17 protein-coding genes are annotated in these 15880 nt (G+C 49.0%); 5 read left to right on the top strand and 12 right to left on the bottom strand.

The annotated features are described in order from the left end of the window. Positions 1–80: 80 nt before the first annotated feature. The 4 genes from ABD028_RS10430 to ABD028_RS10415 all read left to right on the top strand — a co-directional run bounded on the left by ABD028_RS10430 (position 81) and on the right by ABD028_RS10415 (position 4581). Entirely contained in the window at positions 81–476 is a 396-nt protein-coding gene (locus tag ABD028_RS10430; protein WP_343844718.1) for an H-NS family histone-like protein, read from the top strand. A 214-nt stretch (positions 477–690) separates the two neighbouring features. After that, entirely contained in the window at positions 691–1608 is a 918-nt protein-coding gene (locus ABD028_RS10425) for an AAA family ATPase (RefSeq protein ID WP_102798441.1), read from the top strand. Between the two features lie 203 nt (positions 1609–1811). After that, positions 1812–2588 (top strand): DUF58 domain-containing protein, encoded by a 777-nt coding sequence (locus ABD028_RS10420; protein WP_343844717.1) that lies wholly within the window; start codon positions 1812–1814, stop codon positions 2586–2588. Then, on the top strand, positions 2575–4581 hold the full coding sequence (locus ABD028_RS10415) for a transglutaminase TgpA family protein (protein ID WP_343844715.1): 2007 nt from the start codon (positions 2575–2577) through the stop codon (positions 4579–4581). The genes ABD028_RS10420 and ABD028_RS10415 overlap by 14 nt, the downstream gene beginning before the upstream one ends. Before the next feature lie 14 nt (positions 4582–4595). On the opposite strand, the gene rlmM is transcribed toward ABD028_RS10415, so the two are convergent. Genes rlmM through ABD028_RS10395 form a run of 4 tightly spaced genes read right to left on the bottom strand, consistent with a single transcriptional unit; the run spans position 4596 to position 7534 of the window. Further along, positions 4596–5654, bottom strand: a complete 1059-nt coding sequence (gene rlmM, locus ABD028_RS10410; RefSeq protein WP_343844714.1) for a 23S rRNA (cytidine(2498)-2'-O)-methyltransferase RlmM — start codon at positions 5652–5654, stop codon at positions 4596–4598. Continuing rightward, positions 5654–6028 carry a DUF423 domain-containing protein gene (locus ABD028_RS10405; RefSeq protein ID WP_343844713.1) on the bottom strand — a complete coding sequence of 125 codons (375 nt, stop codon included), beginning with the start codon at positions 6026–6028 and terminating at the stop codon, positions 5654–5656. Before ABD028_RS10405 ends, rlmM begins: the two co-directional genes overlap by 1 nt. Beyond that, positions 6025–6639: an alpha/beta family hydrolase gene (locus ABD028_RS10400; RefSeq protein WP_343844712.1), complete on the bottom strand. Its 615-nt coding sequence runs from the start codon at positions 6637–6639 to the stop codon at positions 6025–6027. Before ABD028_RS10400 ends, ABD028_RS10405 begins: the two co-directional genes overlap by 4 nt. Continuing rightward, a complete protein-coding gene (locus ABD028_RS10395) occupies positions 6626–7534 on the bottom strand; it encodes a transcriptional regulator GcvA (protein WP_102798435.1) in 909 nt (302 codons plus the stop codon). The genes ABD028_RS10400 and ABD028_RS10395 overlap by 14 nt, the downstream gene beginning before the upstream one ends. A gap of 206 nt (positions 7535–7740) precedes the next feature. Here ABD028_RS10395 and ABD028_RS10390 point away from each other — a divergent pair, with 206 nt between their 5' ends. Beyond that, positions 7741–8004 (top strand): hypothetical protein, encoded by a 264-nt coding sequence (locus ABD028_RS10390; RefSeq protein ID WP_102798434.1) that lies wholly within the window; start codon positions 7741–7743, stop codon positions 8002–8004. A 49-nt stretch (positions 8005–8053) separates the two neighbouring features. On the opposite strand, the gene ABD028_RS10385 is transcribed toward ABD028_RS10390, so the two are convergent. The 8 genes from ABD028_RS10385 to prfA form a co-directional block, all read right to left on the bottom strand. After that, a complete protein-coding gene (locus ABD028_RS10385) occupies positions 8054–8668 on the bottom strand; it encodes a hypothetical protein (protein ID WP_343844710.1) in 615 nt (204 codons plus the stop codon). Further along, complete coding sequence (kdsA, locus tag ABD028_RS10380) at positions 8668–9519, bottom strand: 3-deoxy-8-phosphooctulonate synthase (protein ID WP_102798432.1); 852 nt, start codon at positions 9517–9519, stop codon at positions 8668–8670. The genes ABD028_RS10385 and kdsA overlap by 1 nt, the downstream gene beginning before the upstream one ends. Continuing rightward, positions 9516–10763 carry a DUF819 family protein gene (locus ABD028_RS10375; RefSeq protein WP_102798431.1) on the bottom strand — a complete coding sequence of 416 codons (1248 nt, stop codon included), beginning with the start codon at positions 10761–10763 and terminating at the stop codon, positions 9516–9518. Before ABD028_RS10375 ends, kdsA begins: the two co-directional genes overlap by 4 nt. A 45-nt stretch (positions 10764–10808) precedes the next feature. Next, a complete protein-coding gene (locus ABD028_RS10370; RefSeq protein WP_343844706.1) occupies positions 10809–11612 on the bottom strand; it encodes a SirB1 family protein in 804 nt (267 codons plus the stop codon). 47 nt (positions 11613–11659) lie between these two features. Then, positions 11660–12028: a SirB2 family protein gene (locus ABD028_RS10365; RefSeq protein WP_342751428.1), complete on the bottom strand. Its 369-nt coding sequence runs from the start codon at positions 12026–12028 to the stop codon at positions 11660–11662. A gap of 190 nt (positions 12029–12218) precedes the next feature. Then, positions 12219–13787, bottom strand: a complete 1569-nt coding sequence (locus ABD028_RS10360; protein WP_343844819.1) for a DUF3369 domain-containing protein — start codon at positions 13785–13787, stop codon at positions 12219–12221. A 156-nt stretch (positions 13788–13943) separates the two neighbouring features. After that, the gene (gene prmC / locus ABD028_RS10355) at positions 13944–14792 is read right to left on the bottom strand and encodes a peptide chain release factor N(5)-glutamine methyltransferase (RefSeq protein ID WP_102798428.1); all 849 of its coding nucleotides are present in this window, start codon (positions 14790–14792) and stop codon (positions 13944–13946) included. Further along, positions 14782–15870 (bottom strand): peptide chain release factor 1, encoded by a 1089-nt coding sequence (gene prfA / locus ABD028_RS10350; RefSeq protein ID WP_102798427.1) that lies wholly within the window; start codon positions 15868–15870, stop codon positions 14782–14784. The genes prmC and prfA overlap by 11 nt, the downstream gene beginning before the upstream one ends. Positions 15871–15880 lie beyond the last annotated feature (10 nt).

Below are 15880 nucleotides of genomic sequence, written 5' to 3'. Positions count from 1 at the left end.
GCAAATATATTAATTAGGCAGTATTTTTATATGCCGAACCCATCAACAATTATGACTCCAATTTCGAATAAGGTGGAAGAATGAGTGACTTCATCAGTATTTTGACCCACGCCAGAAGATTGCAAGCGGCCGTTAGAGAGTTGTCTGTTTCTGAACTTGAACAGGTAGCAGAAAAACTGGCTGCCGTTATCGAAACCAAAAAAGAGCAGGAAGCTGAGAAAGCCCGCGAGCTGGAAAAGAAACAAGCTCTGAAAGATGCCATCCTCAAACAAATGCAGGAAGCCGGGCTGGATCTTGATGATTTGGCTGGTAGTGAGGTAGGTGCACCATCCAAACGCACAGGTCAGAAGCGTCCAGTAAAATACAAGTTTACCGACAATGCTGGTAAAGAGCACACTTGGACTGGTATTGGCCGCACGCCTAAAGTCTTTGCTGAACTGAAAGAGCAAGGAAAACTGGAGAATTACGCAGTTTAACATCTGCGATGTTTTCATTTGAATTAAGGCCGGCTTTACCGGCCTTTTTTATTTATACCTAATTATTATCCCGAATAATTTGCTTTCCTTCATGTTGTGGCAGGATGAGCTTAATGCCTGCCAGTCTGCAGCGGCAGAACGCCTATAATGCAGTAACAACCAATCGATTGTGGCCCATCAGGTCATCACAACATGGAATCATCAAGGACCCACTATGCAAGCTCAAGTACAGCAAGCCATAGGGCAAATTGGCAAACTAATCATTGGCAAACAACAGGAAATACGCTTGGCCCTGACGTGCATGCTGGCGGGCGGACACCTGTTAATTGAAGACTTACCCGGCATGGGGAAAACCACGCTATCTCATGCCTTGGCGCAAGTGTTTGGCCTGAATTTCTCCCGTATCCAATTCACCTCCGATCTTCTGCCAGCCGATATGCTGGGAGTCAATATTTTCGACAATCAGAAACAAGCCTTTCACTTCCATCCCGGTCCCATCTTCAGCCAAATTGTGCTGGCCGACGAAATCAATCGTGCCAGCCCCAAAACTCAAAGCGCTTTATTAGAGGCAATGGAGGAGCGACAGGTCAGCCTGGATGGACAGACCCATATGTTGCCATCACCGTTTTTTGTTATTGGTACACAGAATCCATTGCATCAGGCAGGTACCTATCCATTGCCAGAGTCCCAACTGGACCGGTTTTTGATGCGCATACAATTAGGCTATCCCAATTGGCAAGCTGAGAAAGCTATGTTACAACAACCGCAATCCCAAAGAGGTCAGGCTCTGCCCACCATTATCAACGATGAATTGCGCCTCAAACTTCAGCAGCAGGTATTGGAAGTGCATGCTTCCGACGCTATCTTGGATTACATACTTCGCCTTGTTACCTTCAGCCGTGAGTCTGAACGCTTTGCCAATGCATTGTCACCCAGAGCCAGTAAAGCGCTGCTGCTGGCAGCACGGGCCTGGGCGGTAACGGATCATCGTGACTATCTGATCCCGGAAGACATTCAAGCGGTATTGCCCGCGGTGGCTGAACACAGATTAAGATCATCGCAGGCCGACAGTCAGACAAATTCAGGCCTAAGCCTGCAGTTACTGGAATGTGTTGACCCGTTGGCTGCCTGAACATGGCTGGTTTTATTCAACAACGCTTGCTTCGTTGGCTGGACAAAAGAATTCCTGCACAACCGCGATTTAGTTTGCACCGTGGCAATATATTTATTTTTCCCTCCAGGTTTGGTTGGTTATATCTACTTTTATGTTTGACCCTGTTTATCCTCGGGACCAACTACCAAAATAATCTGATTTTGCTATTAAGTTTTTTTCTGATGGCCTTGATGCTGGTGAGTTTGTTCAGCAGTTACCTGAATTTCGCCGGGCTTAATCTTCAACCCGGGAAGCTGGCCAATATCTATGCAGGTAACCCGGTGAGCTTTCCTCTTTGGATTGAAAGTAGAAAAGAAGGCAAAGCTGGCAAGCTGCATTTAGCCTGGTATGGTGAAAAAGTCCAAAGTGCCGTGGAGCTGGACAACTTTACTAACCCGGCAACATTGAATCTGTTCAGCCCAAAGCGCGGAAAACTGCAATTACCCAGATTAACACTCTGTAGCTACTATCCTTTGGGTCTGTTCCGCTGCTGGACACACCTTGCCTTTGACTTTCACCTGATAGTCTATCCCACGCCGATGCTCCCTTTATGGCCAGTGAGCCATCGCGATACCACATCTGCAGGGCAGCAGAGTGTCCGTTGTGTCAAAGAAGGTCAGGGCCTGGATGATTTTGACAGTCTGACCGATTACCGACTGGGGCAACCTCTCTATCATATTGCCTGGAAACAAGCCGCAAAAGGCCAGGGGTTACTCAGTAAAAAGTTCAGTTCGCAAACTCAACAATCAGGATGGCTGATATTGCACCACATTGATCAGCATCTGGAAGATAATCTGTGCCGACTTTGCCAAACTTGTCTCGAAATGGACGCCAGAGGCTGGGAATTTGGACTGGATATACCCGGCAAGGTCATTCCACCTGGCAAAGGCAAAGAACATGTTCGTCAATGCCTGGTCGCGCTGGCGTTGGTCAAAGGAGTGGCGGATGTTACGTCTTAATCCCTCGGCTCATAACAATGCCCATTTGTTACTGACCCTGATATTGATGGCACTCAGTCTGACACTCTTTGAGCCATTGCAGTTGTGGGTTTTGCTTTTAGTACTTTGCGCCGTGATTATTCGTGTCAGCCTTTACTTGAATTGGCAGAAGCATCAACTTTCTATTCGTACCCTGAACTTAATGGCCATACTATGCGCCATTGTACTGGCGTACTTTGGTTGGCAATTAGGGCTGTTGCTCGGCATGTTAAATCTGCTGGTCATGGCCAGTAGTTTAAAATTAATGTTGCTGGCCAGTCGCCGGGACTACTTCCAACTGATTGGCGTGCAGTTTTTCCTGTTAGGGGCTGCACTGGTGTTTAACCAGAATATTGCCTTCAGCCTGTTTTATGCCCTGCTTTGTGTTTTACTGCTGCTGAGTCTGGCCTGTCATATTAATCCGTCTGCCAGGTGGCCGATACTGATTAAGCGGGTTGGCAAATTATGTCTTCAGGCACTACCTATTGCCGTGCTGATGCTACTTGTCCTGCCGAAACTGGGGCCACTTTGGCAGATGCCGACGGGTAAAGGCACCCAGACCGGTCTTAGCGATAAAGTTTCCCCAGGTGATCTGGCTCAATTGGCACGCACCGATGATTTAGCCTTTCGCGTGACCTTTGAAGGGAATGCCCCGCCCATGTCTCAGCGTTACTGGCGGGCACTGGTAATGGAGGACTTTGACGGCAGCAATTGGCAGGTGCATCCCTATCGCCGCAAATTGCAGGAAAGATTCAAGGGGGCTAATCAGACCTTTTCACCACAAGTGAGCGGACCGGCACATAGCTATCAAATCATCGCCGAGCCGACCAAACAACGCTGGTTGTTTGCCCTGGATGTGGCAACCAGCCAGGATAACCACGTATGGCAAAGTCATGACTACACATTGCAAAGTCGAATCCCGTTACAGTCCAACCTGGCTTATCGGGTACGCTCTTACTACCAAACCGCATTGTACGAAGGGATCCCAAATCTGGATAAACGCCTGAATCTGCAAACGCCTGAGCAGGCAAATCCCCGCACTCGCGAATGGGCCAGCCAATTAAAAGCTCAGAACACCAGAGCAGAACAGATCATTCAGGCCATTGCCAAGTTTATGCAGCAGCAGGAGTTTCGTTATACCCTCAAACCCGGCCGTATGCCCGTTGACCCTGTAGACAGGTTTTTGTTTGAAGAAAAAGCTGGATTTTGCAGCCATTATGCCAGTGCAACAGCCTATTTGCTGCGACTGAGCGGTGTTCCTGCCAGATTAGTTACGGGTTATCTGGGCGGGGAAATGCGCGGTGACCGTTACATGAGCGTTTACCAATATGATGCCCACGCCTGGGTGGAATGGCTGTCTGATGACGGTTGGCAACGCTTGGATCCCACCGCTTGGGTAGCGCCTTTACGACTGCAATTTGGTCTGGAACAGGCGGTTGAATTTGAACAAAGCTTTCTTGCCGATGCACCACTTGCCAATCTTCGCAATATTGAGTGGTTTAACAACCTACGTGGATTAATGGCCGACATGGATTACTGGTGGAGCCGTTGGATCCTGGGATTTGACCAGCAAAATCAACAAGATCTGCTTAAAGCATTGCTGGGCGACTTGAAACTTTGGAAACTGCTGTTATTTAGCTTCACCCTGGTGGCTGTCATTGCCTTATTACTGGCGGCTTACCATATCAGGCCCTGGTTGCAGGCCAGACAAAATCTGCCCCACGGGTACTACCAAAAAGCACTTAAATTACTGGCCAGGTATGACATACGGCGCCCATATTGGCAGGGGCCACAGGACTTCAGTATGAGTCTGGCAACAAAATCAGATAAGCAATCCCTGCAACACTTTGCAATCTTGACCCGCTGTTTTACCCATCTAAATTATCGACCTTTAACGGCGCAGCAGAAAAAACGACTAGTGCGTCAAATGCGGCATCAGCTGCGCAAACTAAAGCGCAGTCTGGCTAAAAAGTAGCCCCATCAAACGACTCATTTTTTAAACAAGTGCAGGGTGATTTCTTCCCGATCATGGTACAAGTGTTTGGCTACCAGGCGATACGCCTGACCGGCCATGGCCTCTTCGATACAATTCTGCGCTTGCTGCACAGTTTCAAAACGCCTTTTCATTGGCAGTTTAAGGTTAAAAATGGCCTCTTTGCACCAGCCATCTCTTACCCAATCAGCCATCAGTCGCGCCACTCTGACCGGCTGCTCCACCATATCGCATACCAGCCAGTGAACATTCTTTTTCTTTGGCCTGAATTTAAAGCCATCTTCAGCATAATGGCGAACCTGACCGCTTTCCATCAGGCTGGGTGCCATAGCACCATTGTCAACAGCCTGCACAAATAGCCCACGCCGAACCAATTGATAGGTCCAGCCTCCCGGACAGGCCCCCAAATCCACCCCCTGCATACCACTTTGCAGCCTACTTTGTTGTTCCGCTTCGCTTAGAAAGGTCTGAATCGCTTCATCCAATTTAAGACTGGAGCGACTGGGGGCATCCGCAGGGGTTTTCAGACGCATAATCCCCAGCGGATGTGGGCTGATTGCATCCGGCTCGGCTACGCCCAGATGTAAATGCTGGCCATCGGTGAAAAAAGCGAAAAGCACCGGCTTGCTGGCATTCTCTTTATGCGTCAGCTTGCCGGCTTTTCGCAGCGCTTGACGCAAAGGGACAGCAAATTTTCGACAAAACTTAGACAGTTCCCGCCCTTCTGTGGTGTCTGGGTACTCCACGCGCAAATCGCCACAAAGGGGAAAATCCGCACACGCGGTCAGAATAGGGCTGATGCGATCAGCAGGATCCAGCGACGTCAGGCTGGCAAGACAGGCAAACTGCTGACGGGAGAAAATCACCTCACTCAGGGGTAAGGCTTCGGCCAAAGGGCGCGCATCTTCGGCTTGATAGCATTCAAACAACACAAAGCCACTGTTTGGTTTTAACCGGGGAAAACCAAATATCTGTCGCTGTGCCGCTTTTTCCTGTAATTCGTTGGCCAGGTCCGATTCAAAGCCAGCCCGGCAATAGGCTAATAATCCAGCCATCAGATTTGGCCTCCCCGCAGTGCTGCAATCAACAGCAACAACCAACCAAGAATCATGGCCAATCCGCCCAAAGGGGTTATGGGTCCCAGCCATTTCATTCCGGTTATTGCCAGCAAATACAACGAACCGGAAAACAATACGACCCCGGAGCACATGCTGATTGCAGCCCATTGCAACAGTGGCTGAGGCTGCTGACGGTACAGCAGCACCAATAGAATAAGCGCCAATGTATGCCAAAGCTGATATTGAACTCCGGTCTGAAACGCCGCCAGTAGTTGATTTTCCAGTTTGCCCTTAAGACCATGGGCTGCAAAGGCCCCCAACATCACGCCGGTCAGCCCAAAAAAAGCCGCCAGGGTTAAAATCCACTTCATTTATTAGCTCCGATAAATGCCACCATCTGCTGACAGGCTGTATGCAAATTATCCTCGAATACCAACCCCGACGATTTACGCGGTACAAAACTGTGATCGCCATCCGTTATCTTCGCCACCTGAACCCTGCTATGCAGTGAATAGCCAGCAATTTCTTCTTCCCTACCAAAGGGATCCCGCTGCCCTTGCACTATCAAAATGGGCTTGCCAGGCTTTTGCAGGTGGTCAATACGCAATTTTTCGGGTTTACCTGGGGGATGAAAAGGATAACCAAGACACAAACAGCCCTGAACTTCCAGGCTATCAGCCAGCATCGACGCAACCCTCCCGCCCATAGATTTACCGCCGATAAAACGGGGAAGATTAACCGGTACTTGTGCCAATGCGTCCTGCATTGCAGATTGTAATTTGGCCATGCCATCCGGTGGACGTTTTTTACCCTGCTGCTCGGCTAACTGCATATAAGGAAAATTAAACCGGTAGACATTAACACCCCGTTCGCACAGACCTGCAGCGACCTGCTGCATAAAGTCGCTGTGCATACCAGCACCGGCACCATGTGCCAGCAATAAGCTGGCAATGGGTTGGTGGGCAGTATCAGCTAAAATCATCGCTTTCCTGTTCTTCTTTTACCTGAGCCAATACCCAGTCTCTGAAGGTGGCAATTTTACCCAATTCGGTCTGAGACTCATGACACACCACATAGTAGGCATTTTTAGTGATCAACTTTTCGGCAAACGGACAGATCAGACGCCCAGCCTGTATTTCCGGGCGCGCCAGAACGGAGTGTCCTAGTGCTATACCCTGCCCTAGGGCTGCGGCCTGTAAAACCAACATGGAATGGCTGAAAATAGGCCCCTGATTAACATTCACCCCCAGCACGTTAAATTCACGGATCCAGTTTTTCCAGGGTTCACGTGAGGCATCATGCAATAGTTGGTGATAACGCAGGTCATCCAGGGTATCCAGCGGTTTGTCTGACTGAAACAACATAGGCGAACATATGGGGGTCAGATATTCAGTATGCAGCTTGTCAGCCTGCAAGCCAGGCCACTTGCCGCGCCCATAATAAATGGCAACGTCCACATCGTCGGTCAAATGGCCTTCATCAAAATCTACCGCCTTGATACGTACGTCAATATCCGGATATTGGGCGCTGAACTTATGAATGCGCGGAACCAACCACTGAATAGCAAAACTGGGAGGTAAAGCCACCGTAATGGCTCCCTTTGCGCCCCTGGCTAATAGGCGCTGGGTGGCTTCCTGCAGTGAGCTGAAGATGTCCTTAATATCTAGATAGTAACCCTGGCCTTCCTCTGTGAGTAACAATGAGCGATTTTTCCGCAAAAAAAGTTTGATACCCAAAAATTCTTCCAAGGCCTTAATTTGGTGGCTAACCGCGGCCTGCGTCACAAACAACTCATCCGCTGCGCGAGTAAAACTCAGGTGTCGGGCTGCAGCCTCAAAGGCTTTAAGGGAATTCAACGGCGGTAAGCGGCGTGACATCAAAATGACTCTTTCATTATTTTTTCTAATCCATTTACCTGAATTAATGTCAATTTAACGCTTGCAACTTATCGGTTATATTTTAACCGTGAGATAAAAAAATTGCTTTATAAAAAGCAAGTTAACAGTTCATCACCAAAACAAAACTGTAACAAAGATCTCATAAAAGCGTAACTTTAACATTATGTTTACTTAAGGTATTGCAGATGAAAAACTTTAACAGAATTCTCACTTGTGGCCTAGTACTGCTTAGCAGCCAGGCCGTTAATGCCAATACATTGGACAAAGACTGGTTAGCCGAGCTCATCCAGGCCCAGGTAAAAGCAGCGGCAGACAGCCTGGAACTGCCTCAAATTAAACCGGTTATTATATTGACCGAAGACAGTCTGACACTGGACAGCAAAGATAACAACGCTGAGCTGCTGGTAAAGGCTGACAGCCGCCAGGATCTGCAGACCAAGGCTGACTAGTCACCTTATCTGCAATCCTGCCATAGGCAAGGATTGCCCCTGTTGATGTTTACGCCTGGACGGCGGGGATATCCCCGCCTTCTTGTGCCCTCATCAAACTTTCCCTCATCAGCATCAACTTTTGCTCAATAATCTCTAAACCCATTTTCTGCCCATAAACATGAAACCCTTCAGAACAGGGGTTCATAAAACCATGCAGCCAAGCACTGTCCAGCACCTCAACCTTGTCTTTTTTACGCAAAGCCGACTTCACCGGTACCAGATCAAAATGTGACTCATGGCTTGGAAACACCAGCGTTGTACTTATCTGTGTATTCAGCGCCAATGCATTACGAATCTGGCCAGGATAGAAACCAATAAAATGCTGAACATGATCACCAGAATAGTCGCTCAGGGCACGCCAGAGGGCTGACGCACCAGCGCTAAATCCCAGTGCCAGGGTGTAGGTGCTCAGTTGTTGTAAAGCAGCCCTGACTTTATACAGATAATTCTCATGACCACAGTCTTGGCAATAAGCCTGATAGGCCTGCTGTTCATGATCAAATGCCTGTTTGCTACTATAAGGGCTGACACAAGTGATTTGTGCATAGGGCTCGATAGTTTCCCTGACCTGTTGCAGCCAGGGACCATCGCCAAAGATATCGGTCACCAACAGGCAGTTCATCAACTGGCACTGGTATCCAAAGGTGCGAAACCTTTAATTAAATCATCCAAGGCTTTCATTTGCTGTAAGTAAGGCTCCAGCTTGTCTAGCTGCAGGGCACAGGGACCGTCACACCGGGCCTGATTTGGATCAGGGTGCGCTTCAATAAACAGGCCTGCCAGTCCAAGAGCCATGCCACTGCGGGCAAGTTGTGCAGCCTGAGCACGCCTGCCATCCGCCGAATCACTGCGACCACCTGGTTTTTGTAATGCATGAGTGGCATCAAATATAACCGGGGCAAAGGCCTTCATTTCATCCATGCCTAACATGTCCACCACCAGGTTGTTGTAACCGAAGCAACTTCCCCGCTCACATAAAATCACGCGGTTATTGCCAGCTTCGATAAACTTGCTGATGATATGGCGCATCTCATGCGGCGCCAGAAATTGCGGTTTCTTAACGTTAATAACCGCATTAGTCTTGGCCATGGCCACCACCAGATCGGTCTGGCGGGCCAGAAAAGCCGGGAGCTGAATCACATCCACCACTTCTGCAACAGGGGCTGCCTGATGGGGTTCATGTACATCGGTAATCAAGGGCACATCAAACTCACGCTTGATCTCTTCAAAAATTCGCAGCCCTTCTTCCATACCGGGTCCCCGGTATGAATGCACCGATGAGCGGTTAGCCTTATCAAAGGACGCCTTAAATACATAGGGAATGCCCAGGCGGTTGGTGACCTGTTTATAATGCTCGGCGATGCGCAGGGCCAAGTCTCTGGATTCCAGCACATTCATACCGCCAAACAAGACAAAAGGCTGGTTGTTTGCCACTTGTAAACCAGCAAAGTCGATTTGCTGCAGATTACTCATCCCGCTACTCCTTTCATAATCAAACCACAAAGATAGGCCATATAGGTACCCAGACCATACCCCATCACTGCCAGCAGGATACCCACTGGTGCCAGTGATGGGTGGAATGCTGCCGCAACAACCGGCGCAGACGCGGCGCCTCCCACATTAGCCTGACTACCCACCGCCATGTAAAAAATCGGTGCCCGAATCAGCTTCGCAACCCCCAGCATTAATCCAGCATGGATCATCATCCAGACAATACCCAGAACAAAAAATACCGGGGTTTCAGCAATCTTAGTAATATCCATATGCAAGCCGATGGTGGTCACCAGAATGTAGACAAACAAGCTGCCCACCTTAGAAGCACCGGCTTGTTCAAGGTGGCGCATGGGACTGAATGACAAGGCGATACCTATAGTGGTTGCGGTAACCACCAGCCAGAAAAATTGACTGTGCAGGCTGTATTGCTCACCCCACGGCGCATTCACCACCATCCAGGGTTGAATAGTATCGGCCAGAAAATGGGCAATGCCACAAGCACCAAAACCAACGGCAAAAATACCGACCAAGTCTTTCAAATGTGGGATACGGCGTTTTTCCGCTTCATATTTTTCCACTTTTTCGATGATGTCCTGAATGGCTGAGGTATCCGCTCCACTTTTGGCATCCAACTGCTTGGCATTGGCAGCCATCACTAGCAATACCGCCATCCAGAGATTGGCCACAATAATATCCACCGTCACCATAGTGGAAAAAATGCCGCCCCCTACTTCAAATATTTCCTTCATGGCCGCCTGATTGGCACCACCACCAATCCAGCTACCTGCGATAGTCGTCAGGCCCCGCCACACTTCATCAGGGCCCTGCCCATTCATCGCTTCTGGCGCCACGGCAGACATTATCAGCAGTGCGATAGGACCACCAATCACAATGCCCACAGTACCGGTCAAAAACAGGATCAAGGCTTTTGGCCCAAGGCCAATAATAGACTTGAGATCCATACTCAGGGTGAGTAACACCAAGCAAGCAGGTAATAAATAACGTGACGCCATGTAATAAGCATTGGAAGTGTGGCCGTCAACAATGCCAAAGGTATTCAGTAATGATGGGATGAAATAGCACAGCAGCAAGGCTGGCACATAGCGATAAAAGCCTTTAAAAAAAGCATGATTACTGTGGGATGTATAAAATACCCCCCCCAGAATAATCGCCAAAATACCTATCACTACTGCATCGTTGGTGATCAAAGCGGGATGGGCCATCAGACCTCCTAAATATCGTTAACCCTTTATCGTTACACTACCAGCTCAGTGCAGTACAACGAATTCCTGGGTAAAATGTTTAAGCTGCATCTTCAGCAACTGGGCAGCCGGGTCTCTGGGACATTGGCTGATGTAATAGCGGTAGTCTGCCAGTGCGCCACCAGGGCAATCAAGCTGCTGTAATAAAAAACCTCTGTCCCGGCGCTCATATGGATCATCAGGGCATAGCTGCACCAGCAGATCACTGGCCTGCCAGGCCTGTTCAAAACGTTGCTCTTGAATAAACGTGGCTTTTAGGTTGTTAAGCAACCGCACGACGATATCTCTGCAACTGCCAGGTTGTAACCAGTTAGCGAGTTGAGACTCATCATCTTCTTCATGCATGTCGTCCAGCAGCGTATGATACAACGCTTCCACTTGCTGCCAGTTGAGGATCTTGCCATTGAGAGGATCGATAAATTGCCGACGCAATGCCCCTTTTTGACGACTAATCAGAAAATGACCGGGAAAATTAATTTCAGTCAATTCAAACCCCAACTGCCTGCCCATATAGCAAAACAGTAAGCCCAGACAAATGCTCCCTCCGGAGCGATAAGCCAAAACCTGATCCATTCTTACCATATTGGAAGCATGTATGTCTGGCCCCTGGCCAAAGGCCAGTTCTTTATAGAAAAAATGCAGAAAGGCACCAAAGGGGTCAGGGCCAGTCAGGCGCTTTCGTCCAAGCTCGATCCACTCATGCACCTGACGTATCTGTGCATCCACATCCACCGGGCCAAACAACAGGCCAAGTTGCAAGGCAGCCTTCAGCGGCTGCTCTTGCGCAATACTAGAAAATACAGGCGACACTATTTACCTCTGGGGCAACTACATCAAGGTCGACAATCCGACGAATTTCAGGAGAACAATATGGGTTGCTTGAATATGGCGACTTTGGCGGCAAAGGCTAACCAACTGATGGCGCCAACAAAGCCAATCCAACGAATGGTATTGGTACGGCCTAACTTAAGGGCCACCAGTCCCAACAAAATGTAGAACAGTACAGCCATCAGTTTCTCTGTTACCCAGGCATGCACAAACGGATATTGCGCAATCATCACACACAAGGTGACGGCACTGGCCAGCAGCAAAGTATCGACGACATGGGGAACAATTTTGACCCATTTCTTGTGCAGCATCGGAGACCCTCTAAGCTGCCAGAAGAAACGCAATATAAACAATGAAAGACTGATAGCAATTGCGGTCAGGTGAAGGTGTTTGACCATCATATACATAGCACGAACCCTGTTATTGTAATTATATTGTGAGGCGCTTCGTGCCCCACCGGAGCCCAACTTTACTTTGCCAAAGAGGCAAAATCGAGCCCTGAAATGCGATTTAGGACTAACTGGCTATTTTTGCGATGAATTCAGGTTAAAACCGCAACTCAATATCAATATTGTCAACCAACTAACATTAGCTGCATGGCGATTCTGGCAAGTTGTCCGGATAGGCATAGCAAATAGCCTCTATTTTATCCCGATTGGCCAGCATGATATCCACTAACCTGGGGTCAAACTGCTTGCCGCGCTGCGACTGAATTAAGTCCAGTACCTTATCCAGCGGCCAGGCTTCTTTGTAACAACGTTTGGCATGCAATGCATCGAACACGTCGGCCAGCGCAGTGATGCGGCAAAAAATATGAATTTCATCGCCTTTCAATCCACGTGGATAACCCTGCCCATCCCAGTATTCGTGATGGTCCCTGGCCAGCAGTGCGGCCGCTTTTATGATTGGACGACGGGAATCCTTAAGAAGCTGATAACCAAACTCTGCATGATTCCGCACAATTTCAATCTCTTCAGCGTTTAATTTGCCAGGCTTGAGCAAAATGGACTCTGGGATCTTTAATTTACCGACGTCGTGCAATGGTACGGCCAACTTGAGTATGTCCAGTTCCTCGTCACAGAGACCATATTCCCGGCCCAGCAACTCACACATCAGCGTCATTCGTTGAATATGCTTGCCACCGCCCATTTCCTTTTCCAAGGCCTGTCCTAAGCGCTCGACAATTTCCCGCTGAGTATCTTCGATATCTTTGGTCAGCAGTACATTGTCAAAGGCAATCTGCACGTTCTGAGCAAAAATTTCCAGTAAGCGTTTGTCAGTCTCGGTTAATTTGCGCGGCAACCCAGACAAGTACAACAACGAGCCACGCATGGTTTTGCTGTTACAGTAAGCGACCAGATATTCTTCGGCATAAACGATTTCCCTTTCACGCAACGCCTGATGGCAGGCATCCAGTTGCGAACCGCTCAGCACATTATCCAGAGGTTTACCTTCATGATCGGCAAAGTCGCCTTTGCCGGTAAACACATAGAAATCAGAGGACACATCGTTATCGATAGGACGGGGGCCTGCCACCGCAGAGGTAATATAAGCGGCGTCCTGTGTGCCGCCCAACAACGAAGACAGTTGCTGTACTATGCCGTCAATAAAGTGCTCTAGAGAATGAATGCTGAACAGATCTGCAGAGGCAGATATGATTTTCTCCAGCCCCTTACGGTTCTCTTCGATAACCATAATGTCGCGATAAGAGCGCAGGGTGGCAATAACCACGGTAAACAGCTTCTGTGCCGTCAGCTCCGTCTTGGATTTATAGTCGTTGATATCGTAATTGATGATGACATGTTTTTCCGGTGCCTGACCTGGCTGTCCGGTACGCAGAATAATGCGGGTAAAATGGTTGTTGGCTTCACCACGAATAAATTCGGCAACTTGCAAACCTGCATCGTCGGTTTCCATCACAACGTCCAGCAGCACAATGGCTATGTCATCATGCTCCAGAAACAATTTCTTTGCTTCAGCACCGGTATAAGCACTAATAAACTCAATACCTTTGTCCTGAAAGACAAAATCACTCAGGGCCAGCTTGGTGACGGCATGCACTTCGGGCTCATCGTCAACGATTAAAACCTTCCAGGTACTTCTTTCCTCAATGATTTCATCATCAGACTCATCCAGGAACAACAGGTCATCGGACATCATGGCGCCTCCAGTCTGCCAATTAAAAGCTAAATTTTGTCGATTCAATCAGTTAGCAGAATAGCTTGTTTCGGCAGGACGGCAAGTAAAAGCGACCAGAGCGAGTTGACCTTCTGAGTATAGATGTCATTCAAATTCAAAAGGCCAACACGCACTTTATACGTGCCATTGCCCCATACTCAATCTGTCCAGTCCAGCCAAGTCCTTCAGGGTATCCACCTGTGCAAAACCCGCCTGCTCAAGTAACTGTCTGACCGCTTCCCCTTGACTATGACCATGTTCCAGTAACAGGAAACCGGAATCGACCAGATAAAGGCTGGCCTGAGAAATAATTTGGCGAATATCTGCCAATCCATTTTCATCTGCGGTCAAAGCAGACAAAGGTTCAAAGCGCACATCCCCTTGCTGCAAAAAGGGGCTGTCGGGTTCTACGTAAGGTGGATTGCTGAGGATCAGAGAGAATGTCTGCTTTGGCACATTGTTAAACCAATGGCTCTGCAAAAACCTGACATTAGTTAGTTGATTCAACTGGGCATTTTGTTCGGCCAGTTCAACAATCTGTGACTCAAAGTCAACCCCTATCACCTGCCAGCCTGGTCGTTCACTGGCCAATGCCAGGGCAATGGCCCCGGTGCCCGTGCCTAAATCCAATACATTAATAGGGCTGTGATCAAACAGCGCCAGCGCCGTTTCCACCAACAATTCAGTTTCCGGCCGTGGGATCAAGGTCAAATTGTTAACCTTAAGGGTCAGACTCCAGAAATCCCGTCGCCCGGTCAGATGGGCCACAGGCACGCCTTTGCTACGCTTTTCAATTAATGCCTGATACGCAACCCATTGATTTTCTTGCAAAGGTTTTTCCGGCCAGGTGTGCAAATAAACCGGCGAGACATCAAGGCTATGGCAAAGTAACACACGGGCATCTAAGGCAGCCGACTCAGAATCGCTCAGCACTTGCCTGGCCCATTGTAACGCATCCTGAATCGTCAGATCATCAGCCTTCATCGGATAGCGATGCCAACAGATCGGCCTGGTGTTCCTGGCGAATTGGCTCAAGAATACCGTTGAGATCGCCCTCAACAATTTCGTCCAGCTTGTATAAGGTCAGGTTTATGCGATGGTCTGTGACCCTGCCCTGTGGGAAGTTGTATGTTCGTATGCGCTCAGACCGGTCGCCACTGCCCACCAGATTACGACGGGTGCTGGCTTCTTCCAGTGCACGTTTATCCTGCTCCATCTGGTTTAACCTGGCCTGCAACACCGACATGGCTTTAGCACGGTTTTTGTGCTGGGAGCGCTCATCCTGACACTCCACTACCAACCCGGTGGGTAAGTGAGTAATACGAATAGCCGAGTCGGTTTTGTTTACGTGCTGACCACCTGCACCACTGGCCCTGAAGGTATCCACCTTAAGCTCTGCCGGGTTGATGGTAATGGCTTCGGACTCAGGTAACTCAGGTAATACCGCCACGGTACAGGCCGATGTATGGATACGCCCCTGGGATTCGGTTTCGGGAACGCGCTGAACCCGGTGTCCACCGGATTCGAATTTCAGAATACCATAGGCGCCGTCCCCCATTACATTGGCGATAATTTCCTTATAGCCGCCATGTTCGCCTTCATTAGCGCTGACCACTTCCACTCGCCATCTGCGGCTTTCTGCATATCGACTGTACATACGAAACAGGTCCCCGGCAAAAATGGCCGCCTCGTCGCCACCCGCTCCGGCACGAATTTCCAGGAAACAGTTTCTATCGTCGTTAGGATCCTTGGGCAGTAATAACACCTGCAGCTCAGTCTCTAATTCCTCTAAGCTGTGTTTGGCGGCTTTAATTTCTTCTTCCGCCATTTCACGCATCTCAGGATCCTCTTCCTTCAGCATTTCCTGAGCACTAACCAAATCCTGCTGCGCTTGGCGGTAGGCTCTGAAGCACTTTACCAGTTCCTCCAACTGCGCGTATTCCCTGGACAAGTTGCGGAACTTTTCCTGATTGGCAATCACCCCGGCGTCGCCCAACAACGCCTGCACTTCTTCAAAGCGCTCCATCAGGGATTCCAATTTGTTCAATACAGATGCTTTCATAGAATCTCGG

Origin of the sequence: Bowmanella denitrificans, assembly GCF_039522935.1 — a bacterium.
GTDB lineage: Bacteria > Pseudomonadota > Gammaproteobacteria > Enterobacterales > Alteromonadaceae > Bowmanella > Bowmanella denitrificans.
This window is presented reverse-complemented; position numbering and strand designations above follow the sequence as displayed.

What these genes read in the sequence shown, in the direction of transcription:
- ABD028_RS10430 (WP_343844718.1), top strand. Translation starts at nt 81, where the DNA reads ATGAGTGACTTCATCAGTATTTTGACCCACGCCAGAAGATTGCAAGCG.
- ABD028_RS10425 (WP_102798441.1), top strand. Translation starts at nt 691, where the DNA reads ATGCAAGCTCAAGTACAGCAAGCCATAGGGCAAATTGGCAAACTAATC.
- ABD028_RS10420 (WP_343844717.1), top strand. Translation starts at nt 1,812, where the DNA reads ATGGCCTTGATGCTGGTGAGTTTGTTCAGCAGTTACCTGAATTTCGCC.
- ABD028_RS10415 (WP_343844715.1), top strand. Translation starts at nt 2,575, where the DNA reads ATGTTACGTCTTAATCCCTCGGCTCATAACAATGCCCATTTGTTACTG.
- rlmM (WP_343844714.1), bottom strand. Translation starts at nt 5,654, where the DNA reads ATGGCTGGATTATTAGCCTATTGCCGGGCTGGCTTTGAATCGGACCTG.
- ABD028_RS10405 (WP_343844713.1), bottom strand. Translation starts at nt 6,028, where the DNA reads ATGAAGTGGATTTTAACCCTGGCGGCTTTTTTTGGGCTGACCGGCGTG.
- ABD028_RS10400 (WP_343844712.1), bottom strand. Translation starts at nt 6,639, where the DNA reads ATGATTTTAGCTGATACTGCCCACCAACCCATTGCCAGCTTATTGCTG.
- ABD028_RS10395 (WP_102798435.1), bottom strand. Translation starts at nt 7,534, where the DNA reads ATGTCACGCCGCTTACCGCCGTTGAATTCCCTTAAAGCCTTTGAGGCT.
- ABD028_RS10390 (WP_102798434.1), top strand. Translation starts at nt 7,741, where the DNA reads ATGAAAAACTTTAACAGAATTCTCACTTGTGGCCTAGTACTGCTTAGC.
- ABD028_RS10385 (WP_343844710.1), bottom strand. Translation starts at nt 8,668, where the DNA reads ATGAACTGCCTGTTGGTGACCGATATCTTTGGCGATGGTCCCTGGCTG.
- kdsA (WP_102798432.1), bottom strand. Translation starts at nt 9,519, where the DNA reads ATGAGTAATCTGCAGCAAATCGACTTTGCTGGTTTACAAGTGGCAAAC.
- ABD028_RS10375 (WP_102798431.1), bottom strand. Translation starts at nt 10,763, where the DNA reads ATGGCCCATCCCGCTTTGATCACCAACGATGCAGTAGTGATAGGTATT.
- ABD028_RS10365 (WP_342751428.1), bottom strand. Translation starts at nt 12,028, where the DNA reads ATGGTCAAACACCTTCACCTGACCGCAATTGCTATCAGTCTTTCATTG.
- ABD028_RS10360 (WP_343844819.1), bottom strand. Translation starts at nt 13,787, where the DNA reads ATGTCCGATGACCTGTTGTTCCTGGATGAGTCTGATGATGAAATCATT.
- prmC (WP_102798428.1), bottom strand. Translation starts at nt 14,792, where the DNA reads ATGAAGGCTGATGATCTGACGATTCAGGATGCGTTACAATGGGCCAGG.
- prfA (WP_102798427.1), bottom strand. Translation starts at nt 15,870, where the DNA reads ATGAAAGCATCTGTATTGAACAAATTGGAATCCCTGATGGAGCGCTTT.